Below are 22,828 nucleotides of genomic sequence, written 5' to 3'. Positions count from 1 at the left end.
CGCGGGCGCGGTCAGTGAAATTCCTGGCGGATGGCGCCGAGCAGGATCGGCGCCAGCTCCGCGCGGCACATGACGAAGTCCGGCAGGTACGGGTCGAGCTGGTTGTAGCGCAGCGGCGAGCCGTCCAGCCGCGAGGCGTGCATGCCGGCGGCCATCAGCACCCCGGCCGGGGCCGCCGAGTCCCATTCCCACTGGCCGCCCGCGTGCACGTAGGCGTCGACGTCGCCGTCGATGACGGCCATCGCCTTGGCGCCCGCCGAGCCGATCGCGACGGGCTGGATGTGCAGCGTCTGGCGCATGCGGTACAGCACCGCGGGCGGCCGCGTGGCACTGACGGCGATCCGGATGGTTCCCGGGATGCCGGTGCGCGCGGCGTCGGCGGTCACGGTGTCGCTGCGGTACACCGTGTTTCCGCGGGCGGGCAACGCGACCGCCGCGTCGGTGATCTCGCGCTGCCCGTCGGTGGGGCGCTGCCACAGCGCGATGTGGACCGCCCAGTCGTCGCGGCCGGGCGTGGAGAACTCGCGGGTGCCGTCGAGTGGGTCGACGATCCATACCCGGTCGTGATTCACCCGGGACAGATCGTCGTAGGCCTCCTCGCTGAGCACGGCGTCGCCGGGCCGTTCGGCCCGCAGCCGGCGCAGGATCAGCGCGTTCGCCAGGCTGTCACCCGCGTCGCCGAGCACCCAGGGATGGCCGAATCCGACCTCCTCGCGCACCTTCAGCAACAGCTCCCCCGCGTCGGCGGCGAGTTCGGCGGCCAGCGCGGCGTCCGTCAGATCGGACGGGTCCTCCGCGCCGTTGGTCACCGGTTCAGTATCGCCGACGACGATCCCCGCGTGGACCGATGGCGGGGCGCCTGCGATCCCCGCGCCGCCCGATGGCGACGACCCGCGCTAAAAGGCCGGCCACGGAATCGGGCGGTGGCGGTTGGGCGTGGGCATGATCGGGTTGTCCAGCAGCGCGAGCGCGCGCCCGCGCAGCGCCGCGACTTCCGCCCGCGTGATGTGCCCGGCCAGTTCGTCGCAGAGCGGGCCGGTGAGGGCCTCGGCGAGCCCGGCGATCGCCTCGCACGTGTCGTCGTCGATCGGCTTGCCCGCCCAGCCCCACAGGACCGTGCGCAGCTTGTTCTCCACATGCAGGGACACTCCGTGGTCGACGCCGTAGATGTGGCCCTCCAGGTCGCGCAGGACGTGGCCGCCCTTGCGGTCGGCATTGTTGATCAGGACGTCGAACACCGCCATGCGCCACAACCGAATGTCGTCGGCGTGCACCAGGACGACCTCGTCGCCGGCGTAGTCGTAGGCCCGCAGCACCGGCAGATAGCCCGGCCGCACTTTGTTGGCGGGAAACAGATCGACCAGGTCCGGCCCCGGCGGCGGGTCGGAGTCGGCCGCGTCGCCGGCCTGCTCCACCCACAGCTGCAGCATGCCCGGACCCGCCGGCCCGTGGCGAATGATGGTGTGGGGCACGATGTTCCACCCCAATTGCGTCGCGATCCGGTACGCGGCGAGTTCGCGGCCGGCCAGGGTTCCGTCCGGGAAGTCCCACAGCGGCGCCTCGCCCGAGACCGGCTTGTAGACGCAGTGCACGCTGGATTCGCCCAGCGTCGATTCGCACAGAAAGGTGGCGTTGCTGGCTGAGCGGATGCGCCCGAGGACCGTCAGCTCGCCGTCCCGCAGCACCTCCCGCTCGACGGCCCCGCTATTCCTCGGGGTCATCGTCGGGCCCGAGAAGCGCGCTCCGCTTATAGCCGTTGGTGCGCGCGCAGATGTGGCCCTCAGGGTCCAGCGGTTCGTCGCACAGGGGGCATGGCGGGCGCCCGGCGGAGATCACGCGATTGGACCGGGTGGCGAACTGGCGTGCCGACTCCGGCGTCAAGAACACCCGCACCGCGTCGGGCCCCTCCTCGGTGTCGTCGAGCACCACGGAGGCGTCGAACTCGGCGTCGGTGACGGCCAGCAACTCGACCACCACCGTCTGCGCTTCCGAATCCCAGCCGAGTCCCATGGTCCCGACCCGAAACTCCGCGTCGACGGGCGTGATCAACGGGTTGAGGTCCTCGATCTCGGCGGGCTCCGGGGGCACCGGCGTGCCGAACCTGCGATTCACCTCGAGCAGCAACGCACCGATGCGCTCGGCGAGCACCGCCACCTGTTGCTTCTCCAAGATCACCGACACCACCCGCGAATCGCCCACCGCCTGGATGTAGAAGGTGCGGTTTCCGGGCTGACCGACGGTCCCGGCCACGAAGCGGTCGGGCGTGCGGAAGACGTGGATTGCGCGGGCCATGGCACCTCCAAAATACCGGCTGTTGCCGCTGCCGTGCGATTCGATTGCCCCGCCAGAGCGGAATTAAGCGTGATTAGTCCGCGGATCCGCCGACCACCGCGTCGCTCGTCGGTACGGCGCCGTTCGGCCCAGTTTGCGCCTCGCCCTTCGGATCACCCTGAGCCTCATCGCCCTTGGATTCGCCCTTCGGTGGCGGCCCGGCCCGCAACGCGGCGGACAGCCGCGCGCCGGTGTGGTTGACGTGCAACACGAACGGCCGCAACGGGGTGTAGCGGATCACGGTCACCGACCCGGGGTCGGCGGTGACGCGCTGGAATCCGTCGAGGTGCATACCGTAGGCGTCGGCGACGACGGACTTGATGACGTCACCGTGGGTGCACGCGACCCAGAGCGCGTCGCCGCCGTGGTCGCCGGCCAACCGCCGGTCATGCTCGCGGATTGCCGCGACGGCACGCGCCTGAACCTGCGCCAGGCCCTCGCCGCCCGGAAACACCGCGGCGCTCGGATGGGCCTGGACCACCGCCCACAAGGGCTCCTTGGTCAGCTCGCCGATCTTGCGGCCGGTCCAGTCCCCGTAGTCCACCTCGGCGAGTCGGTCGTCGATCACCGGCTCGAGGCACAGCGCCTCGGCGAGCGGCTCGACGGTGCGCCGGCACCGCAGCAACGGCGAGCTGACGAGAGCCCGGATCGGCAGGTCGCCGATGCGGTCGATCAGCCCGGCGGCCTGCTCGCGACCCTTGTCGTCCAGGTCGACGCCCTCGGAACGGCCGGCCAGTACGCCGGCGGTGTTTGAGGTCGAGCGGCCGTGCCGTAACAGGATGACGGTCACGACGACGACCGTACAGGGAAGGGAGATGAGGGGCCCGATGGCGGCGACCCGCCGCGCCCGGCTACGCCGCGCTTGCGGTCGGCGCTAGCCCGATGGCGGCGACCCGCCGCGCCCGGCTACGCCGCGCTTGCGGTCGGCGCTAGCCCGATGGCGGCGACCCGCCGCGCCCGGCTACGCCGCGCTTGCGGTCGGCGCTAGCGGCTTACCGGTACCGCGTGCGCGACGGAATCGCGCACCGCGGCCGTCAGGCTGCGCTCGTCGGTGAGGTCGATGTCGACCAGGCCGCGGACCGCCCTGGCCACCACGTCTTCGGCCTGCGGAACGGGGCCCGCAAGGCGCGGCCGGTAAATTTCTACGACGAGGGATCGGTGCTCTATGTGGAAGGAAAAACTGCGCCCATCACCGACTTGGCCGTAGCCGCTGGCGAAGATTCCCGCGGAGATCTCTTCGACAGCAAACTCATTCTCCGCGGTATGCCGGTCCACAATGACGGTCATGACGCGACGATACCTCTCCAGTCCGACCCGATGCAGGCAACATGGCCATATTGGGTGCGAAACCGTTCCTTAAAATTTAACGTTCCCGCAGGTGACGCGAAGGAAAATAATTGCTGCAACGGCATAGGTGGACGAGACATCCAGTTCAGCACCGTTTGGTCGGGGTGGCGATTTTGCTGGCGGTGACGACGGGAAGCGCCGGTTGCTCCGCGAGTCAGTTCCACAGCGCGCCACCGACCATCGAACCGGCCCAGCCCGCGGCGTCGCCGCCCGCGTCCCAGACCCCGGCCGGTGCGGTGCTCCCGCTGGGCGGTCACGCCGCGGCGGCGATCTTCGACGGCGCCACGCGGCAACTGGCCGTCCTGGCGCCGGGCGCCGACCCGGCCGGACCCGCCACCGTGACCGAGTTCGGCGATCCGCGCGTGCCGCCGCGGGTGATCGGCCTGCCGGGTCCGGCGAGCGCGCTGACCGGCGACGGCCACGGCACCGCCTACCTGGCCGGCCGCGGCGGTTATCTCGTCGTCGACCTGGCCGCGGCCCACGCCACCCAGGTGCCCGTCGCCAACGCTCCGCAGACCGATTTCACCGCGATCGCCCAGCGCGCCGACGGCACGCTCGTGCTGGGCACCGCCGACGGGGCGGTCTACACCTTTGCCTCCCGGACGCCGGACTCGGTCAAGACGGCCACCATCGCAAGCCGGAACAAGATCTTCGCGCGCGTGGATGCCCTTGCCGCACAAGGGAACACCACGGTGGTGCTGGACCGGGGCCAGACCTCGGTGACCGCGATCGGCGCCGGCGGTCATGTCGAGCAGGCGCTGCGGGCCGGCGAGGGCGCGACCACCCTGGCCGCCGACCCGCTGGGCCGGGTGCTCGTGGCCGACACCCGCGGCGGGCAACTGCTGGTGTACGGCGTCGACCCGCTGATCCTGCGCCAGGCCTACCCGGTGCGGCAGTCCCCGTACGGGCTGGCCGGTTCGCGCGGGCTCGCCTGGGTGTCCCAGACCGCTTCCAACGTCGTCATTGGTTACGATCTGTCAACCGGAATTCCCGTCGAAAGGGTGCGATACCCCACCGTGCAGCAGCCGAACTCGCTGGCTTTTGACGAAGCGTCGGGCACCTTGTACGTGGTGTCGGGATCGGGTGCGGGTGTCCAGGTCATCGAGCACGCGGCGGGTGCGCCGTGACGGCGCCGCGGTGGAGCCGGCTGCCCGCGGGGTGGGCGGCGGAGATGTCGGACGACTACGAGTGGATACCGCTGCGCCTGCCGCCGGAAGTGACCCGGCTCAGCGCGTCGATCCGGCTGTCCATCGAGGCCGAGTATCGCGGTTGGGAGCTGACGCGGGTGCGCCTCTACACCGACGGCAGCAGGCGGGTTTTGTTGCGCCGCAAAAAGTCTCGTCTCGAAAGCCGGCGACCCGAGCAACCGGAATTGTGATGTACCGGCTCACCCGCCGGCTGTTTTTTCTGGTCCCACCCGAGCGCATCCACACGCTGGTCTTCGCGATCCTGCGCGGCGTCACGGCCGCGGCCGCGGGGCGCCGGCTGCTGCACCGACTGATCGGCCCCACCGATCCGGTGCTGGCCAGCACGGTGTTCGGCGTGCGCTTTCCGGCACCGCTCGGCCTGGCCGCCGGCTTCGACAAGGACGGCCTGGGCCTGCTCACCTGGGGAGCGCTGGGTTTCGGGTACGCCGAGGTCGGCACGGTCACCGCGCAGCCCCAGCCCGGCAACCCCGGCCCCCGCCTGTTCCGGCTGCCCGCGGACCGAGCGCTGCTGAACCGGATGGGTTTCAACAATCGTGGTGCGGGCGCGCTTGCCCTCCAGCTCGCGCGCCATCGGCCCGAGGTGCCGATCGGCGTCAACATCGGCAAGACGAAGACCACCGCGGCCGCCGATGCCGTCGGCGACTACCGGGCCAGCGCCCGGCTGGTCGGCCCCCTGGCGTCGTACCTGGTGGTCAACGTCAGCTCGCCCAACACGCCCGGCCTGCGGGACCTGCAGGCCGTCGAGGCGCTGCGGCCCATCCTGGAAGGCGTCCTTGCCGAAACCTCCACACCGGTCCTGGTCAAGATCGCGCCCGACGTCTCGGATTCCGACGTCGACGACATCGCGGACCTGGCCGTCGAATTGGGCCTGGCCGGCATCGTCGCCACCAACACCACCGTGTCGCGCGACGGCCTGAGCACACCCGGCGTTGAACGGCTCGGCCCCGGCGGCGTCTCGGGGCCGCCGGTGGCGCACCGGGCCCTCGAGGTGCTGCGCCGGCTCTACGCCCGGGTCGGCGACCGCTTGGTCTTGATCAGCGTGGGCGGCATCGAGACGGCCGACGACGCGTGGGAGCGGATCACCGCGGGCGCCTCACTGCTGCAGGGCTACACGGGCTTCATCTACGGAGGAGGCTCGTGGCCCAAGCGCATTCACGCCGGCATCGCCCGCCGCTTGCACGACGGCGGGTTCGCCTCGCTTAGCGAGGCGGTGGGATCCGAGGCCGTCGGCCCGGACGGACCAACGGGTAGATCAGGCCAGCTTGGGGAGTCCGGGTAGACCTTCTTATTGCGCATGTGTCGATTTAATTCGGTTGATTGCCTTGCAAATACAAGGTTGTGCATCTGTCGAACAACCTGTTAGAAAAGGAGAACGGCCGTTTTCTTTGTCACAATTTTTTTCGACCTTGTGACCGTATGACGTAGTTGCCTGATGGGGATTGTCTTCGAGGGGAGACCACGATGTCGTTTGTACTTGCTGCTCCGGACACGATGGGGACGGTCGCCGGCGACTTGGCGGGCATCGGTTCCACACTGCGGGAGGCCACCGCGGCTGCAGCGGGCCAGACGACCGTAATCACCTCCGCTGCCGCCGACGATGTTTCGCTCGCCATCTCGGACTTGTTCGGCACCTACGGGCAGCAGTTCCAGCAGATGAGCGCTCAGGCGGCGGCATTTCACAACGAGTTTGTGAACGTATTGAACGGCGGAGCGGCGGCCTACCTCAGCACCGAGATCGCCAATGCCCAGCAGGCCATGATCGGCGGCTTCGCCCCCAGCGGCCAAGCCGCGTCCACGCCGATCCTCGGCGGGCTTCTCGGCTTGGGCGGCTCGAGCGGCGGCGGCGGTGTGCTCGGTGGCTTGCTCGGCGGCGGTTCGGGCGGAGGCGGGCTGCTCGGTGGACTGGACGGACTGCTCGGACTGGGCACCGGAGGGGGCGGGCTGCTCGGCGGATTGGGCAGCGGGTTGAACCAGCTCCTGGGCGGCTTCAACAGCATCGGGACGCAATTCGCCAACGGCTTCGGCTCGATATTCTTCAACCCCGCGATCCTCAACGCCTTCCCGACCCTGAGCGACCTCACCGGGCCGATAAACCTCGGCAACTTGACCCCGGGCTTGAGCCTCACCTCGGGACCCCTCGGCGCCCTGTTGGGCCCGACCCTCAACGGCGTCGGACTGGACGTCGGCAATTTCTTCTCCAACGAACTGGCCAACGGAATTACGCTGTCCAACGTTTTCGGGATCGTCCCCGGCCTCGTCCAGGACGTGCCCCTACTCCAGGGTCTTCAGCCTCTGCTGAACTCCTTGCTACCAGGGCTTTTCGGGCCGGCATCGTCGCCGGGCGCGGTTCCCTACCCCAATCCGTACACCGTCCTGGGCGACACGACGGTGTACGACCTGAACCTGATGGGCGCGCAGTTCGCCAGCCATCCGTTCCCGATCCTGAATCAGATTGTCATCAACCAGAATCACTACGCGCAGATTGTCGCCAGCGGGGTCGCGTCCGACCTGCAGGGCTTCCCCGCGAACGTGCCGGCGAACATTCAACTCGCCTTCCAGGGCGCTTCCACCTTCAACCCGGCTGCCATCGGACAGGACTTCGTCAACGGCACCACCGGCTTCTGGGGGACGGTCGGGTCGTCGCTGAACAAGATGGGCTCGGATCTCCAGCTGACGATTCCCACCGCCAGCAACGACATGGCCATGGCCGGCCAAGCGATACAGGCGGGCGACTACTACGGCGCGGTGCAGGACGCCGCACATGCCCCCATCGATCTCTTCATCACGGGATTCGACACCAGCCACTTGGCGATCGGAAGCAATGTCGTCACTGTGATACCTCCCGACTTCCAGCTCACCATCGCGGGTCCGGTCGGGTTGGAGGGCCCGGCCGCCGAGTTGCTCCCCATCCTGACCGCCCTCGGGCAACAGCCGGTGGGCCTGGCCAGCCTGGCCCCCCACGGCTCAATCCCCGGCATGATGTTGGGCAACTTCGCAAACGCGATCGACACCCTCGTCAACGCAAATGTCACAGCGAACTTCGCAGTGAACGTCGGCGCGACCCTGAACCCCATAGGCGTCGGTGCGACTCTAGCTGGCACCGCCATCTTCGGGCTGCCGCTGCAGCTGGGCTTCGCGATACTGGGCCCACCGTTCGCCATGGCGAACGGAATCGCCCAGGGGGCAACGGCCTTCGGGGCCGCGGCGCAGACCGGCAACGTCCTGGGAATGCTGAACGCGATCGGCGACATGCCCGCCTACGCGATGAACGGCTTCCTCAATGGCCAGCTCCTCGTCGACCTGCCGCTGCCGATCGCCGTGTCGACGCCGCTGCTGGGCACTTTCGTCATACCGGCCGTCGCCCACGTCCCGTTCGACGGGCTTCTGACGCCGCCCGAACCGTTGACGGTCACAATCCCCGCCGGCGTCGCGGGCATCACCGTTCCGATCACCTCTACCCTCGGCGGCACGGAATTCGGCGGCCTCTTCCCGACGCTGTTCAACACCATTCCGGAAGCGATAGCCGCGTCGATGACCACCAGCTAGCGATCGACATCAAAACCCGGCATTCCGGGTGCGTGCAGGCCCCGCATTTGCGAGCATGGTCACGTATGCGCGAGGGCGTAAGCCGAAGGGGAAGGTATGTCCTTTCTAGTCGCTACGCCGGACATGATGTCAGCGGCGGCCGGGAGTTTGGTGGGGATCGGCTCGACCCTGAACGAGGCGACCTCGGCCGCGGCGGGCTCCACCACTAGCGTCGCTGCGGCGGGCGCCGACGACGTGTCGACGGCGATCTCACAACTATTCGGCTTGTACGGTCGGCAATTCCAGGCTTTGAGCGCCCAGGCGGCGACGTTTCACCACGAATTTTCGAAGCTGTTGAACGGCGGGGCGGCGGCGTACCTCAGCACCGAGATCGCCAACGCGGCCACCGCGATGGGCGCGCCCGCCGCGGCCACGAATCCGATTCTCGGTAGCCTGGGCCCGATCCTCGGCGGTGGAGGCGGCGGCGGGGTTCTGGGCGGCCTGCTCGGCGGGAGTCCCCCCGGCGGGCTGCTCGGCGGAAGCCCCTTGGGTTCTAGCTTCAGCGGAGTCGGCCAGCAATTCGGTTCCTTTTTGACCGCCCAGTGGGACGGGATCGAGATCAGGCTGCTGCCAGCGTTGTTCGCCAGCGGCACGACCATTTCCGCCGCCGGCGACCCGTGGCAGACTCTCTTCGCCACTACCGGTGCCAACCTGCAAACCATCTTCGCCGACTGGACGTCCGACCCGTTCCCCGTTCTGCGCCAAGTCATCAGCAACCAGAACATGTACGCGAACATTATCGGGACGGGGCTGGCCACCGAGCTACAGAACTTTCCCGCCACGCTGGCCAACATTCCGGCGAACATCCAGATCGGCATCCAGGGAACGTCGACCTTCGCGCCCACGATGCAGGCGTTCATCAACCAGCAGAACACGTACAACCAAGAGACCAACGCCGGCCTGCAGCAGTTCGGCGCGGACCTGCAGAAGACCTTCCCGGTTTTCGAGTACGACATGGGCATGGCCGGCCAATCGCTCGTGACGGGTGATTACCACGGTGCGGTGCAGGACGTCCCGCGCGCGTTTTTAAACCTCTTCCTCAGCGGCGTCGACATCAAGGTCATCGGAGTCGACCCCAGCAATCCTTTGCTCCTCAATGCGCCTTCGTACGCGGTGGAGGGCCCCGCAGGAGACCTTCTCCCCCTGGCCTCCATTTCGGCCGCGCAGCAACAGTCCCTCGTCAATCTGCTGCCCCCGGGCTCGATCCCGGCGCAGATGGCGCAGCACTTCGTCAGTGCGCTCAACACGTCCACCCTTCCGTTGGGCTTCGCGATCATCGGTCCGCCGATCGCCGCACTGGACGGACTGGCAACGGGCGCCACGGTATTCGGGGCGGCGCTTCAGACCGGAAACGGAGTGGCCGCGGTCGGCGCGCTCGCCGACCTGCCCGCCTACACCCTGAACGGCTTCCTCAACGGCCAAACCGTCATCGACCTGACAATCCCGGTGACCGAGACGGTGACTATCGGCGCCATCCCGCCCCTCCTCCCGGGCATCACCGTCGTCCCCGCCAACACACCGATCGTGGTGCACATGCCCTTCGATGGGATTCTGACTCCGCCGCAACCGATCTCGGCGACGCTGGAAGTCGAAACAGGGACGCCGCTGCAGCCCCAACTCGTCACAATTAGCCTCGGCGGGACGGAGTTCGGCGGCCTGATCCCCGAACTGGTGAACTTCATGCCGCGGCAGGTCGCCGAGGCTATCGCGCCGTAGGCGGTTGGGGTGGCCGCGAATGACCGACCGTGATCTCGGCGTGCGGTGACCGATTCCGCGGATTAACCTCCTGTCCGAACCAAGGAAGGTCATGAGACACGCCACCTACGTCATCGCTTCCACTCCTCGCTCGGGTAGTTCGTTCCTCGCCGCCGGCCTCGTCGGCACTGGAGTTGTGGGGCGGCCCGAAGAGTACTTCGCGACCGAGCACCTGGGGGCGTACAAGGAGGATTTGGGGCTACCGCCGGACTGCTCTTGGCCCGAGTATCTGGCGAAGGTCATGGCCTACGCAGCGACGGATAACGGGGTTCGTGGCGTCAAAATTCACTGGCGCGATGTCGTCGCGCTGGCGGGAGCCCTCGGTTTTCGTGACGATCCGGGCCTGGTTCTCGAGAAGCTGTTTCCCACAGCGGTTTTCGTCAACATCGTTCGCGCCGATCGGCTCGCGCAGGCCATCTCGCTGTTTCGCGCCGAAGCGACGGGCGAGTGGTTTCGTCCCGCCCGCCCGTCGACGCGGGTTCGCCCGTTGGGGCTCTACCTCACCCGGCCCACGGCGGGCCGCACCGATGTCGATCTCAGCGCCGTCGCGCCGACATACGAGCAGATAGTCGGGATGGAACGCAGCCTCGATGCCGAACAGGCGGCGTGGACCACCTACTTCCGCGCCCGGTCTCGCACGACCCTGACGGTCCGGTACGAGGATCTGGACGCGAACTACCGCGGCGAGATCGCGCGCGTGTTGCGGTTCCTCGGCGCCGATCCCGCGCACGCCGCTCGCGTCCCCGAGCCCCCGCTCGAGCGTCAGTCCGACCACATCAACGAACACTGGCGGCGGCTCATCGACCGGGGCCGTGCGGGCCGCGAAAGCGCAACTGCCGACACGCTTCCCGAGTGAAGCCGTCGGTGGTTGCACCTTTGCGGGTGATCGAGGCTATTTCTGTTCGTACGTGCCGTAAATGTACGCGCGGGCAATCGCGTGCTGGAACAGGTTGAATCCGAGGAAAGCTGGACTCGCGTCCTCGAGCAGGTCGAGTTTGTCGACATCGACGGCGTGCACGGCGACGTAGTAACGATGCGGACCGTGGCCCGGCGGCGGCGCGGCGCCGACGTACCGGCGCATGCCGGCGTCGTTGACCAGGGTCAGGGCGCCGCCCGGCAGCTCGCTGCCGTCACCGGCGTTGTCGGGCAGCTCGGTGACCTCGGCCGGCAGGTTGGCCACCGCCCAGTGCCAGAAGCCGGACAACGTCGGCGCGTCCGGGTCGTAGACGGTGACCGCGAAGCTGCGGGTCTCCTCCGGAAATCCCGACCAGCTCAACTGCGGGCTGACATCCTCTCCCCCGGCGCCCATGATCCCGCTGATCTGCGGAGTCGCCAGCGGCTGACCGTTGGTGATCGAGTTCGAGTTCAGGCTGAACAGCGGCAGCTTGGGCAGCGCGTCATACGGGTCGGCCGGCAGGCTCATGGGCGGTCCTCTCTAATCGTCGATTCAACTAGCCTTCTTTTCCGACTAGCAGTGTGTCAGGAAGTGCGCCAGCACCTCGGTGCCGAACCTCAGCGCATCGATGGGTACCCGTTCGTCGACGCCGTGGAACAGCGCGCTGAAATCCAGATCCGGCGGCAACCGCAGCGGGCTGAAGCCAAAGCAGCGAATACCCAAGCGCGCGAAAGCTTTCGCGTCGGTACCACCGGACATCATGTAGGGCACCGTGCGCCCGTCCGGGTCGAGCGCCAACACCGCGGCGTTCATGGCGTCGACCAGATCGCCGTCGAAGGTGGTCTCGTACGACGAGAAGTCCCTGATCCATTCCCGGGTCACGTTGGGGCCGATCAACTCGTCGACCTCGGCCTCGAACGCGGCCTTGCGGCCCGGAAGGATGCGGCAGTCCACCACCGCCTCGGCCGAGCCGGGGATGACGTTGGCCTTGTACCCGGCCTTCAGCATGGTGGGATTCGCGGTGTCGTGCAGCACGGCCTTGAGCATGCGGGCCGTCGGGCCAAGCTTTTCGATGGTTCCCGCCAGGTCGTCCGACTCGAGGTCGAACGTCAGCCCGGTCTCCTCGCTGACGACGGCCAGGAACTGCGCGACGGTATCGGTCACCACGAGCGGAAACTGGTGCCGTCCCAGGCGGGCGACCGCCTCGGCGACGGCCGTGACGGCGTTGTGGTCGTGCACCATCGACCCGTGCCCGGCCGGGCCCCGGGCGGTCAGCCGCATCCACGACAGCCCTTTCTCGGCCGTCTCGATCAGATACAGCCGGCGTTCGCCCCCGTCGCGGCGCGGCACGGTCAGCGAGAACCCACCCACTTCGCCGATCGCCTCGGTGACGCCGGCGAACAGCTCGGGCCGGTGGTCGACCAGCCATTGGGCCCCGTAGTGGCCGCCGTGCTCCTCGTCGGCAAGGAACGCGAACACCAGGTCACGGGGCGGCACGATGCCGGCGCGCTTCAGCTGCCGGGCGACCACGATCATCATGCCGACCATGTCCTTCATGTCGACCGCGCCGCGGCCCCACACGTAGCCGTCCCGGACCGCGCCCGAAAACGGGTGCACGGTCCAATCCGCCGGCTCGGCCGGCACCACGTCGAGATGCCCATGGATCAGCAGGGCGCCGCGCGAGCTGTCCGCGCCGCTGAGGCGGACGATGACGTTGCCGCGCCCCGGTGCACCGGATTCGACGTATTGCGGCAAATAGCCGACCTCTTGGAGCTGCTCGGCGACCCACTGCGCGCACTCGGCCTCGCCTTGCGTGGTCTCGGGTTCGCCGGTATTGGTGGTATCGAACCGGATCAATCGGCTGACCACCTGGACCACATCGTCGCGGGGATCGGCAGGGTCGACGGCCCCAGTATCGATGGTCACAACCACCTTTCCTACCACTGCGCGGCCCGCCGGGCTCGGGCCCGCCGCGGCCGGTGAGCTGGGTTGGGTCTGTGCGGCCCGATCCGATAGCCTTAGCTGCCAACTCTCGTTGGGTCTTGTCCGAGTGGCGGAATGGCAGACGCGCTAGCTTGAGGTGCTAGTGCCCTACTAATGGGCGTGGGGGTTCAAGTCCCCCCTCGGACACACTTTCCTGTCGAGGGCTCCCGCTGGGCCTTTGTCAGGGACCGACACGCCGTTTCGGCGGCGGATAGACGGCCCTGGCGATCGTCGCCGACAGCCACCCGATCCACCAGCCCCCGAAAACCAGCATGAGCGTGTGCCGGGTGGAGCTGTCCGCCGTCGACGACACCGTGGCCAGGATCACGGCCCATACCACCGCGCAGGCAACGCTGTAGCCCGCATACGTTTTGCGAAAGCGCCGACTCATCTCGTACATCCTTTCGGTCGTGCCTGACCACATCAGCGATATCCGGCAGCGACGGGACAGCGGCTCATCGCCGAACATGTCCTCCAGCAAGGCCACCAGCTCGTCGCCGTAGCGGCGGCGCCAGGCCCGCGGATACCAGCGCAGCGCCCGCCGCGCATCGTCGGCGTTCATACCGACCAGCCCGGCCGCGGGGTGCCCAGCGGAAGGCCCAACCTTCGGGCGCCCTCGTCGACGATCGCGCCCAACTCGCGCACCGCCGCGGAGAGCTCGGCCCGCCCCGCCGCGGTCAGCCGATACGGCCGCCGCCGTTGGTCCTGTTGCAGGGGCTCGATGAGGCCCCGCTCTTCCAGGCGGGTGATCGCCCCGTAGAGGGTCCCCGGACCCAGCGCCGCGCCGGAGAACGCCTCGATGTCGCGCGCCAGCGCATACCCGTGCTTGGGCCCGGACGCCAGGCTGGTCAGGATCAGCACGCCGGGATCGTTGGGCCTCGCCACATCGTTCAAGCTAGTACGTGTGACGTAGTACGGCAATGACGTCGGGAATCAGCCTGCCGCGCAACAGACTTCGCAACGGTCCTGACGGACGCGGCTCGGCACGACTAGCCTGGGAAGGGCCACCGGCCCCGAATGCGACCCATGAACCCACCCAGCGGCTTCCTCCGGCGAACGGCGACGCGCACGTTCCGCGACCGTCGTGAGGCCGGGCGCGTGCTGGCCGAGGAGTTGGCGTCCTACCGCGACAAAGACGGCGTCCTGGTCTTCGGGCTGGCGCGCGGCGGGGTGCCCGTGGCCTGGGAAGTCGCCGCGGCGCTGCACGCCCCGCTGGACGTGTTTCTGGTGCGCAAGCTCGGGGTCCCGCGCTGGTCGGAGCTGGCGATGGGCGCGCTGGCCAGCGGCGGCGGCGTCGTGATGAACGACAACGTCGTCGCCAACCTGCGCATCACCGACGACCAGGTGCGCGAGGTGATCGCCAGCGAGACGGCCGAACTCAACCGGCGCGAGCAGGCCTACCGAGGCGAGCGGCCCCTGTCCGACCCGCGCGGCAAGACGGTGATCCTGGTCGACGACGGCATCGCCACCGGCGCGAGCATGCTGGCCGCCGTCCGCGCCCTGCGGGCCGCGGGGCCGCGGTCAATCGTCGTGGCGGTGCCCGTCGGACCCGCGTCCACCTGCCGCGAGATCGGGCGGGAAGCCGACGACGTGGTGTGCGCCACCATGCCGCCCGGGTTCGAGGCCGTCGGGCAGGTATACGCCGACTTTCGCCAGGTCAGTGACGATGAGGTGCGCGAGCTGCTCAGTACGCCGACCGGCTAGGTCGCCCGGTCGTCCCCGCGGCCCTCGGCGGGCACCGCCGGCTCGTCGCTGGTCTCCGGGCCCTGCGCCGACTCGTCGACAGCGCCCTCGGCGCCCGGCTGCTGGCCCTCGTCGGGAACCCCTTCGGGGTAGTCGACCGGGGCTTCCTCGGCGTCGCCGGCTTCATCCACGTCGTGCACTTCGCCGACGGCGTCGCGACGCTGGCGTTCCCGCAACGCGTCGATGATCAGCAGCACCACCCCGATGACGCTGGCTCCGATGCACACCCACGCGACCAGCTCGTTGCTGGTGACCACCGCGAACACCAACGCGACGAGCCCAATCAGGGCGAGTACCAGCGCAATGATCAGCATCGGTCATCCTCCAGCCGACAAGGGAGACTGCCAGGTCTACTGCAGGCTAGTGTGCCGCGCTTGAACCCTGGCGAGCACCCCGGCACGCCGCCCGGCTAGTTATTACCCCGATTGAATTGGTCGAACCCGCCGGCGTCGGCGCTGGAGTCGACGGGCGCCGCCGATCCACGCTGGCCGAGTTCCTCCAGCTGGGATTCCAGGTAGGTCTTGAGCCGGGTGCGGTATTCGCGTTCGAAGGTGCGCAGCTGCTCGAGGCGGCCTTCCAGCACGGTGCGCTGCTGGTTGATGGTTCCCATGATTTCGGAGTGCTTGCGTTCGGCGTCGGCCTGCAGGGCGTCGGCCTTCTCCTGGGCCTGGCGCAACTGGGTCTCCGAGCGGGTCTGGGCGTCGGCCAGCATCGCGTCCGCGCGCTGCCGGGCCTCGGTGACCGTGGTCTCGGCGGTCTGACGGGCCTCGCTGACGATCTGCTCCGCGTTGGCGCGGGCGTCGGCCAGCATCTTGTCCGATTCGGCCTTGGCGGTGCTGGTCAGCCGGTCGGCGGTGTCCTGGGCCAGGCTCAGCACCCGCGCGGCCTTCAGTGCCTGTTCCTCGTTGGTTCCCTGCGACGCCGCGGGCGCCGGGGGCGCCGGGGGCGCGACGACCGGCGCGGGTTTGACGGGCTCGGGCTCGGGCTCGAAGGCCGGGATCGCCTGGGTGGGCTGTGCGGCGCCGCCGCCCCCACCCGCGGCCAGCTCGCGGTCCAGCTCCTCAATCCGTTGACGCAGATCGGAGTTCTCCTCGATGAGCCGCGTCAGCTCGTTTTCCACCAGGTCGAGAAAGGCGTCGACCTCGTCTTCGTTGTAACCGCGCTTGCCGATCGGCGGCTTACTGAACGCCACATTGTGGACGTCGGCTGGTGTAAGCGGCATTGTTCGTCCCCTCGAGTTCCTGTCAAACGATCTGGAAAGTGTAGAACGGAGTGGTTGCCGTCGTGCAACTGCCGTCCATCCTGTCACACCAGACTCGGCGGTAGCCGATTAGCCCGATAATTAAGATCCAATTTCACACACTAAGACCAATAAAATCCAAACCCTTAAAATTTTTAAATTGCGGCGCCCGAACCGACACTAAAACGTGGCCGAACCGTCTCCAGGCCACCGGCCGCGGCATCGCTCACGCCGCGGCGCCGAACGCCAGCTGCATGCCGATGAACGCGACCAGCAGCAGCACCATGATCGACAGGTCGAAACGCACCGCTCCGATGGTGAGCTGTGGGATCAGGCGCCGCAGCAGCTTCACCGGCGGATCGGTGATCGACATGATGATCTCCAGGATCACCACGGTGAGGCCGGTGGGATGCCAGTCGCGGCTGAACGAGCGGATGAACTCGACGACGACCCGGGCGATGAGCAGCAGCCAGAAGATGAACAGCGCAAACCCAAGGATCTGAAAAAACAGCACCAACTCTACAAGCCCCGACCTTAGCGATGAGATGACCCGAATGTCAGGCGCCAGCGTACCGATTCTCGGGAGCGGGCACACATCTCACGTGCGCTGACCCGCTAAGCCGCGGGAACGGGTGCGTCTACTGGTAGGCGTAGAAGCCGGTTTCGGCGATCCGGCGACGCTCCTCCGGTGAGACGTCGACGTCGGGGGGCGACAGCAGGAACACCTTGGTCGCGACCTTGTCGAACGACCCGCGCAACGCGAAGGCCAGGCCGGCGGCGAAGTCGACCAGCCGCTTGGCGTCGGCGTTGTCCATCGACACCAGGTCCATGATCACCGGGGTGCCGTCGCGGAACCGTTCGCCGATGGTGCGCGCCTCGCTGTAGTCCTTGGGCCGCAGCGTCGTGATCTTCGACAGCGGGCTGCCCTCTTCGAACAGCATCGCCATCCGACGCGGGTCCATCGCCAGCGCACCGCGGGTGGAATTGCGCAACCACGAACCGAGGCGCGGGCGGCTCATCTCGGGCCGCTCGAATTCGCGCGGATGAACGGGGCCGTAGCGCCCCTCGTCGGCGTAGCCGCCGCGGTAGCCGCCGGTCGGCGGGTAGTCGGCCGGCTCGCCCCGCGGGTCGTCGTAGTCGCGCCCGTCATAGCGGCCGTAGCCGTCGTCGAACCGGGGGCGCGGGAAGCCGCGGGAGGGAGCCCGGTCGTCGTAGTACTCGTCGTCGTAGTCCTCCATCGGAGCCATACCGAAGTAGGCCTTGACTTTGTGCAGTGTGCTCATCGCGTAAACCCTTCTAGCCCCTGGGAATATTGGTGTCTGTGATGAAGATGTGACTACAGTGACTACTCACGGTGACGGTAGCCGCCTCGGACCCAATAGCGCGGTACCGACACGCACACATGTCGAACCATGTTTGACGGCTATTTCGAAGTCGTTGGACATGCCGGCGGACAGTCCCCGCGCGTGCGGGTGCGATTCCAGCACCCGGCGGTGCTCGGATCGCAGCAGGTCGAAGGCGCGCGCGGGGTCCCAGTCCAGCGGCGGGATGCCCATCAGCCCCAGCAGTTCCAGGCTTGGTGAGTCCTCGACCTGCGCGCACACCTCGTCGACGGCGCCGGTCGTGGTGACGTCGACGCCGCCGCGCGACACGTCGCCGTCCAGGCTGATCTCGACGTAGACGCGCAGCGGCTCCTGCCGGCGCCCGTCGGCCAGCGCCGCCGACGCCGCCCGGTCGAGCGCGGCGACCAGGCGCGCGCTGTCGACCGAGTGGGCGGTGTGCGCCCATTGCGCCAGTGACCGCGCCTTGTTCCGCTGAATCCGGCCCACCATGTGCCAGTGCATATTCCGCAAGTCGTCTCGCCCGGAACTGCCGGCCAACCGGGCGACTTCGGCGACCTTCGCCGTGGCTTCCTGATCGCGAGATTCGCCAACGCACCGACAACCCAATCGAGACAAAATCGCAACGTCGGTTGCTGGAAAGAATTTGGTAATAGGGAGAAGTTCAATTTCGCTGACATTGCGACCCGCCGCTTCCGCGGCCGCCGCAAGTCGCGATCGCACCGCGGCCAACGCGTGCGTCAATTCGGATTCGCGGTCACCCAACTCGTGGGCCGGCATGTCCCCCGCCACGCCGTCACTCCATCCAGATCAGCGAAGCCAGCCGCCCGGTCGGAGCGTCCCGGCGATGACTGAACAAGGCCGGGTCCTCCACCGTGCAGCGCGGATCTATGTCGATCGCCGTCACGCCCAAATCGCGCAGCTGGCAAGCGATTCCGGCGCGCAGGTCAAGTCCGGGGGTGCCGGCCGCGGTGGTGGTGCGGCTGCCCGGCAACGCCGCCTCGACCTCGTCGGCCATCGCGGCGGGCACTTCGTAGTTGCGACCGCTGACCGCCGGGCCGAGCAGGGCCGAGATGTCGCCGGCCTGCGCGCCGCGCGCTTCCATCGCCTCGACCGCGCGCGCCACCACCCCGCGCTGCGCGCCGACGCGGCCGGCGTGCACCGCGGCGATCACGCCGGCACGCGCGTCGGCCAGCAACACCGGCACGCAGTCGGCGGTGACCACCGCCAGCGCCAGGCGCGCCGTTCCGGTCACCAATGCGTCGGTCTCGTCCACGGCGGCGCTCCGCGGGCCGTCGACCGCCTCGACCCGATCACCATGGACCTGGTTCATCCACACGATCCGGTGGGCGCCCAGGCCCACGGCGGCCGCGAGCCGCTTCCGGTTCGCGGCCACCGCGGCCGGGTCGTCGCCGACGTGGTCGCCGAGGTTGAAGGTGTCGAACGGCGGCGCCGAGACCCCGCCCGCGCGGGTCGTCGTCACCCGCCGGATGCGAACGCTCACGTGACCAGTATCCGAAGCCCCCCACCCGCCAGCGGGCAACGCCGTCCGGCCGCGGCCGGTTTGTCGCGCACTGGCAAGCAAATTGAGACCCTCAGCGGCGCATGAAGGGCGGCACGTCGACATCGTCGTCGTCGCCGCCGATATTCAGCGTCGAACCGTTGGTGTGCACGGGAACGCTGACCGCGTCGACCGGCTCGAACAGCGTGGAGCTGAGCTTGCCGGCCTTCGCCGCCTCGATGCGGTGGGCGCCGCCCTTGTCGTCGGCGCTGGCGCCGGTGACCGGCTTGCGCCCCGGTCCGGCGGCTTCGAAGCCCGCGGCGATGACGGTGACGCGCACCTCGTCGCCCAGCGAGTCGTCGATCACGGTGCCGAAGATGATGTTGGCGTCCTGATGGGCGGCGTCCTGCACCAGCGAGGCCGCCTCGTTGATCTCGAACAGGCCCAGGTCGCTGCCGCCGGCGATCGACATCAGCACGCCCTGCGCGCCCTCCATCGACGCCTCCAGCAGCGGCGAGTTGATGGCGATCTCGGCGGCCTTGAGCGACCGGCCTTCGCCGCGCGCCGACCCGATGCCCATCAGCGCGGTGCCGGCGCCGGACATGATGCCCTTGACGTCGGCGAAGTCGACGTTGATCAGGCCCGGCGTGGTGATCAGGTCGGTGATGCCCTGCACGCCGTTGAGCAACACCTCGTCGGCGCTGCGGAAGGCGTCCATCAGCGACACCGCGGCGTCGCCCATCTGCAGCAGCCGGTCGTTGGGGATCACGATGAGCGTGTCGCAGCTCTCCCGCAGCGCGGCGATGCCGGTTTCGGCCTGATTGCCGCGCCGTTTGCCCTCGAACGAGAACGGCCGGGTGACCACGCCGACGGTCAGCGCGCCCAGCTTGCGCGCGATGCTGGCGACGACGGGGGCCCCGCCGGTGCCGGTGCCGCCGCCCTCGCCGGCGGTGACGAACACCATGTCGGCCCCGCGCAGCAGCTCTTCGATCTCGTCCTTGGCGTCCTCGGCGGCCCGCCGCCCGACCTCGGGGTCCGCTCCGGCGCCCAGCCCGCGGGTGGAGTCGCGGCCGACGTCGAGCTTGACGTCGGCGTCGCTCATCAACAGCGCCTGCGCATCGGTGTTGATCGCGATGAACTCCACGCCCTTGAGGCCCTGTTCGATCATCCGGTTGACGGCGTTGACGCCGCCGCCACCGATACCCACAACCTTGATAACGGCCAAGTAATTGTGCGGGGGGGTCATCATTCGTCTTCCTCCCTGGTGGGACTCGGTGTGTCGGCCTGGCAAACCCTCAACCTCAACCATAGAGTTAGAGTTATGTCAAGTAGTTCCGCGCAAACAGAACGGTATGGGTAGTACGCGCGCATATCCCGCAGGCGCGCCGAGGCGCGGCACGCAAATTTTTCCTGATGCCGAGGGTGCGGCTCGCCGCACATTCGGAGCCGAGTGTCCGGCCAGCCGCACCGTCGCGCGCGCTGCCTACTTGACGGTCGGCAGGTCGGGGCTGGACACGTCGTAGGTCTTGCCGGGCTGCGTCAACAGCGCGGCCAGCTTTTCGGCCTTCTCGTCGGTGCGGTCGGTGGTCCCCCAGATCACCACCCGCCCGTCGTTGAGCGTCAGGGTGATCGAGGCCACCGACGGGGCCGCGATGCGGCCCACCTGGCCCGCCACCTCGGGGCGCAGCGCGATCAGCACCTGCAGCGCGGCCTTGGTGGTGGGGTCGTTCGGCCCCGGATTGGCCACATCGATGTAGGGCAGCGCCGGTGGCGGCGGGCCGGTCGCGAAGTCGACGCCGTCGCGGTCGAAGAGGTGCGGGCCGTCCGGAAAGTCCTTGACCACCAACGGGACTCGCTCGACGATGGTGATGCGCAGCGCCGACGGGTACTGGCGCTGCACCCGGGCGCTGGCCACCCGCCGGATCGCGGCGACGCGCTCGGCGACCTGGTTGGTGTTGATCTGCAGCAGCGGCGTGCCGGGCCGCACCCGCGCCGCGTCGAGCACCTCCTCGCGCGTCACCGTTCCGATCCCGGTGACGACGATGTTGCGCGCCGACATCGCCGGCGTGAAATAGAGGATGAGTCCGAGGCCGACCCCGACGACGGCCACGATCACGCTGGCGAGCAGCATTTTCAGGCCCCGCACGACGCCCCGCGCGGCGGGTTTGGGCTGGTTGACGATGCGCCCGCTGGCCCGGCGCTTGGCCTCGCGGCGAGCCTCCTCGATGGCTCGGGCGCGCTCCTGCGCGGCGCGGCGCTCGGCCCGCTCGCGGCGCGCACGCCGGCGTGGCCCCTCGAAGTCGGCCTCCGCGGCCTGCGGCGCCTCGTCGCCCGCGCCCGTCGCGATCGGTTCGGTGATCACCCCGTCGGCGTGCTCGGAGCCGGCCGGGGTGGGCTCGTCCGGCTCGGTCATCGCAGGACCCCCCGGCCCGGCGCGCTGCGGTTGGCCCGCACCCGCAGCGCGGTGACGATCTCGGGGCCCAGCAGGGTCACGTCGCCGGCGCCCATCGTGACGACGACGTCGCCGGGGCCCGCCGCGGCGGCGACCTCCTCGGCGACCGCCGAGAAGTCCGGGAGGTAACGCACCGGCACGCTGACGTGCTCGGCGACGCTGGCCCCGCTGACACCGGTGAGCGGCTGTTCGCGGGCTCCGTAGACGTCGAGGACGAAGACCTCGTCGGCGGCGTCCAGCGCGCGACCGAACTCGGCCGCGAAAGCCTTTGTGCGCGAATACAAATGCGGCTGAAACACCACGATGCAGCGGCCATCGGTGCCGCCGTCGCCCTGCCCGAGCAGCGCACGAACCGCCGCGAGCGTGGCGCTGATCTCGGTGGGGTGATGGGCGTAGTCGTCGAACACCCGCACCGAGGCCTGGCCGGTTCCGGAGCTGCCGACCAGTTCGAATCGGCGGCGCACGCCCTCGAATCCGGCCAGCCCGTCGAGCACCTCATCGGCCGAGGCGCCGATCTCGATCGCCGCCAGCAACGCGCCCAGCGCGTTGAGCGCCATGTGCCGGCCGGGCACCGACAGCCGCATCACGCGCGGGTGGGGTTCGCCGGCCAGCTGGATGTGTGCGACCGCCCCGGTGCCCTGCTGGTCCCACGACAACAGCGTGGCGGCCTGGGGGTACCGCCCGCTCGCGGGGGAGCCTTCACCGCCCGAGCCGTAGCGCAGCACGCGGATGCCCAGCGCGGCGGTGCGTTCGGCCAGCGCAGCCGCCCCCGGGTCGTCGGTGCAGACGACGAGCGCGCCGCCGGGGGCGAGGCGCTCCACGAAGGAGTCGAACACCTCGACGTACGCGTCGGCGCTGCCGTAGAAGTCCAGGTGATCGGTCTCGATGTTGGTGACCACCGCGACGTCGGGGGTGTACACCAGCAGCGAGCCGTCGCTCTCGTCAGCCTCGGCGACGAAGCAGTCGCCGCTGCCGTGGTGGGCGTTGGTGCCGGCCTCGCCCAGGTCGCCGCCGACGGCGAACGACGGGTCCCGCCCGCAGTGCTGCAGGGCCACGATCAGCATCGACGTCGTCGTCGTCTTGCCGTGCGTGCCGGTGACCATCAGCGTGGTGCGCCCGGCCATCAGCTTGGCCAGCACGGCGGGTCGCAGGATTACCGGAATGCCGCGCTGGCGCGCCTCGACCAGCTCGGGGTTGGTCTTCGGGATGGCGGCGTGGGTGGTGATGACCGCGGTGACGCCGCCGGGCAACTGATCCAGCGACGACGCGTCATGGCCGATGCGGATCAGCGCGCCCCGGGCCCGCAAGGCGTGCAGGCCCCGCGACTCCTTGGCGTCGGACCCCGACACCAGCCCGCCCCGGTCCAGCAGGATGCGGGCGATGCCCGACATCCCGGCTCCCCCGATGCCGACCATGTGCACCCTTTGCAGCTCGGGGGGCAGCTCGGC

At 68.9% G+C, this 22,828-nt stretch carries 24 protein-coding genes, 1 tRNA gene and 1 pseudogene; 8 read left to right on the top strand and 18 right to left on the bottom strand.

Going from position 1 to position 22,828, the window contains the following annotated elements:
- Positions 1–11 precede the first annotated feature (11 nt).
- The 5 genes from MTAB308_RS28505 to MTAB308_RS28485 form a co-directional block, all read right to left on the bottom strand.
- The gene (locus tag MTAB308_RS28505; RefSeq protein WP_077104289.1) at positions 12–809 is read right to left on the bottom strand and encodes a 3'(2'),5'-bisphosphate nucleotidase CysQ; all 798 of its coding nucleotides are present in this window, start codon (positions 807–809) and stop codon (positions 12–14) included.
- Between the two features lie 87 nt (positions 810–896).
- On the bottom strand, positions 897–1,721 hold the full coding sequence (locus tag MTAB308_RS28500) for an SCO1664 family protein (RefSeq protein WP_077104287.1): 825 nt from the start codon (positions 1,719–1,721) through the stop codon (positions 897–899).
- Positions 1,705–2,292: a DUF3090 domain-containing protein gene (locus tag MTAB308_RS28495; RefSeq protein WP_077104285.1), complete on the bottom strand. Its 588-nt coding sequence runs from the start codon at positions 2,290–2,292 to the stop codon at positions 1,705–1,707. The genes MTAB308_RS28500 and MTAB308_RS28495 overlap by 17 nt, the downstream gene beginning before the upstream one ends.
- Before the next feature lie 73 nt (positions 2,293–2,365).
- Positions 2,366–3,121, bottom strand: coding sequence for a histidine phosphatase family protein (locus MTAB308_RS28490; RefSeq protein WP_077104283.1), 756 nt, complete (start codon positions 3,119–3,121; stop codon positions 2,366–2,368).
- 194 nt (positions 3,122–3,315) lie between these two features.
- Positions 3,316–3,618, bottom strand: coding sequence for a hypothetical protein (locus MTAB308_RS28485; protein WP_077104281.1), 303 nt, complete (start codon positions 3,616–3,618; stop codon positions 3,316–3,318).
- Positions 3,619–3,773: 155 nt separating this feature from the next.
- Between MTAB308_RS28485 and MTAB308_RS28480 the strand changes: the two genes are divergently transcribed.
- The 6 genes from MTAB308_RS28480 (at position 3,774) to MTAB308_RS28455 (ending at position 11,082) form a co-directional block, all read left to right on the top strand.
- Positions 3,774–4,805 (top strand): NHL repeat-containing protein, encoded by a 1,032-nt coding sequence (locus MTAB308_RS28480; RefSeq protein WP_077104279.1) that lies wholly within the window; start codon positions 3,774–3,776, stop codon positions 4,803–4,805.
- Positions 4,802–5,056 (top strand): DUF5703 family protein, encoded by a 255-nt coding sequence (locus MTAB308_RS28475; RefSeq protein ID WP_077104277.1) that lies wholly within the window; start codon positions 4,802–4,804, stop codon positions 5,054–5,056. Before MTAB308_RS28480 ends, MTAB308_RS28475 begins: the two co-directional genes overlap by 4 nt.
- Positions 5,056–6,165 (top strand): quinone-dependent dihydroorotate dehydrogenase, encoded by a 1,110-nt coding sequence (locus MTAB308_RS28470; RefSeq protein WP_077104275.1) that lies wholly within the window; start codon positions 5,056–5,058, stop codon positions 6,163–6,165. Before MTAB308_RS28475 ends, MTAB308_RS28470 begins: the two co-directional genes overlap by 1 nt.
- Before the next feature lie 182 nt (positions 6,166–6,347).
- The gene (locus tag MTAB308_RS29490) at positions 6,348–8,432 is read left to right on the top strand and encodes a PE family protein (protein ID WP_077104273.1); all 2,085 of its coding nucleotides are present in this window, start codon (positions 6,348–6,350) and stop codon (positions 8,430–8,432) included.
- 96 nt (positions 8,433–8,528) lie between these two features.
- Positions 8,529–10,187 carry a PE family protein gene (locus MTAB308_RS28460; protein ID WP_077104271.1) on the top strand — a complete coding sequence of 553 codons (1,659 nt, stop codon included), beginning with the start codon at positions 8,529–8,531 and terminating at the stop codon, positions 10,185–10,187.
- Positions 10,188–10,278: 91 nt separating this feature from the next.
- Complete coding sequence (locus MTAB308_RS28455; protein ID WP_077104269.1) at positions 10,279–11,082, top strand: Stf0 family sulfotransferase; 804 nt, start codon at positions 10,279–10,281, stop codon at positions 11,080–11,082.
- 36 nt (positions 11,083–11,118) lie between these two features.
- On the opposite strand, the gene MTAB308_RS28450 is transcribed toward MTAB308_RS28455, so the two are convergent.
- Together MTAB308_RS28450 and MTAB308_RS28445 are read right to left on the bottom strand one after the other, a co-directional pair.
- The gene (locus MTAB308_RS28450) at positions 11,119–11,649 is read right to left on the bottom strand and encodes a YbhB/YbcL family Raf kinase inhibitor-like protein (protein ID WP_077104267.1); all 531 of its coding nucleotides are present in this window, start codon (positions 11,647–11,649) and stop codon (positions 11,119–11,121) included.
- Positions 11,650–11,694: 45 nt separating this feature from the next.
- Positions 11,695–13,047, bottom strand: coding sequence for a M20/M25/M40 family metallo-hydrolase (locus tag MTAB308_RS28445; RefSeq protein ID WP_077104927.1), 1,353 nt, complete (start codon positions 13,045–13,047; stop codon positions 11,695–11,697).
- Positions 13,048–13,165: 118 nt separating this feature from the next.
- Between MTAB308_RS28445 and MTAB308_RS28440 the strand changes: the two genes are divergently transcribed.
- Positions 13,166–13,251, top strand: a tRNA-Leu gene (locus tag MTAB308_RS28440).
- A gap of 34 nt (positions 13,252–13,285) precedes the next feature.
- Here the strand turns inward: MTAB308_RS28440 and MTAB308_RS28435 are convergent.
- A complete protein-coding gene (locus tag MTAB308_RS28435) occupies positions 13,286–13,666 on the bottom strand; it encodes a hypothetical protein (protein ID WP_083746683.1) in 381 nt (126 codons plus the stop codon).
- Positions 13,663–13,989 carry a PadR family transcriptional regulator gene (locus MTAB308_RS28430; RefSeq protein ID WP_077104265.1) on the bottom strand — a complete coding sequence of 109 codons (327 nt, stop codon included), beginning with the start codon at positions 13,987–13,989 and terminating at the stop codon, positions 13,663–13,665. Before MTAB308_RS28430 ends, MTAB308_RS28435 begins: the two co-directional genes overlap by 4 nt.
- Positions 13,990–14,106: 117 nt before the next feature.
- On the opposite strand from MTAB308_RS28430, the pseudogene MTAB308_RS28425 reads away from it, so the two are divergent.
- Positions 14,107–14,808, top strand: a pseudogene (locus MTAB308_RS28425) (phosphoribosyltransferase); the annotation flags it as partial.
- Here MTAB308_RS28425 and MTAB308_RS28420 read toward each other — a convergent pair.
- From MTAB308_RS28420 to murC, 9 genes are all read right to left on the bottom strand, one after another.
- Positions 14,805–15,161, bottom strand: coding sequence for a hypothetical protein (locus tag MTAB308_RS28420; RefSeq protein WP_077104261.1), 357 nt, complete (start codon positions 15,159–15,161; stop codon positions 14,805–14,807). The pseudogene MTAB308_RS28425 and the gene MTAB308_RS28420 sit on opposite strands and share 4 nt — an antisense overlap.
- Before the next feature lie 95 nt (positions 15,162–15,256).
- Complete coding sequence (gene wag31, locus MTAB308_RS28415; RefSeq protein WP_077104259.1) at positions 15,257–16,069, bottom strand: DivIVA-like cell division protein Wag31; 813 nt, start codon at positions 16,067–16,069, stop codon at positions 15,257–15,259.
- A 244-nt stretch (positions 16,070–16,313) separates the two neighbouring features.
- Entirely contained in the window at positions 16,314–16,604 is a 291-nt protein-coding gene (locus MTAB308_RS28410; RefSeq protein WP_044506515.1) for a YggT family protein, read from the bottom strand.
- Between the two features lie 121 nt (positions 16,605–16,725).
- Positions 16,726–17,370, bottom strand: a complete 645-nt coding sequence (locus MTAB308_RS28405; RefSeq protein WP_077104257.1) for a cell division protein SepF — start codon at positions 17,368–17,370, stop codon at positions 16,726–16,728.
- Between the two features lie 66 nt (positions 17,371–17,436).
- Positions 17,437–18,219, bottom strand: a complete 783-nt coding sequence (locus MTAB308_RS28400) for a YggS family pyridoxal phosphate-dependent enzyme (RefSeq protein WP_108637427.1) — start codon at positions 18,217–18,219, stop codon at positions 17,437–17,439.
- A 4-nt stretch (positions 18,220–18,223) separates the two neighbouring features.
- On the bottom strand, positions 18,224–18,931 hold the full coding sequence (pgeF, locus tag MTAB308_RS28395; RefSeq protein ID WP_077104252.1) for a peptidoglycan editing factor PgeF: 708 nt from the start codon (positions 18,929–18,931) through the stop codon (positions 18,224–18,226).
- Positions 18,932–19,022: 91 nt separating this feature from the next.
- Complete coding sequence (gene ftsZ / locus MTAB308_RS28390) at positions 19,023–20,174, bottom strand: cell division protein FtsZ (RefSeq protein WP_077104250.1); 1,152 nt, start codon at positions 20,172–20,174, stop codon at positions 19,023–19,025.
- A gap of 237 nt (positions 20,175–20,411) precedes the next feature.
- A complete protein-coding gene (ftsQ, locus tag MTAB308_RS28380; RefSeq protein WP_077104248.1) occupies positions 20,412–21,341 on the bottom strand; it encodes a cell division protein FtsQ in 930 nt (309 codons plus the stop codon).
- On the bottom strand, positions 21,338–22,795 hold the full coding sequence (gene murC / locus MTAB308_RS28375) for a UDP-N-acetylmuramate--L-alanine ligase (protein ID WP_216823709.1): 1,458 nt from the start codon (positions 22,793–22,795) through the stop codon (positions 21,338–21,340). The genes ftsQ and murC overlap by 4 nt, the downstream gene beginning before the upstream one ends.
- Positions 22,796–22,828: the final 33 nt, after the last annotated feature.

This window comes from Mycobacterium terramassiliense (assembly GCF_900157385.1).
Classification (GTDB): domain Bacteria; phylum Actinomycetota; class Actinomycetes; order Mycobacteriales; family Mycobacteriaceae; genus Mycobacterium; species Mycobacterium terramassiliense.
Note: the sequence above shows the minus strand (reverse complement) of the source record. Positions and strands in the feature narration are given on the sequence as shown.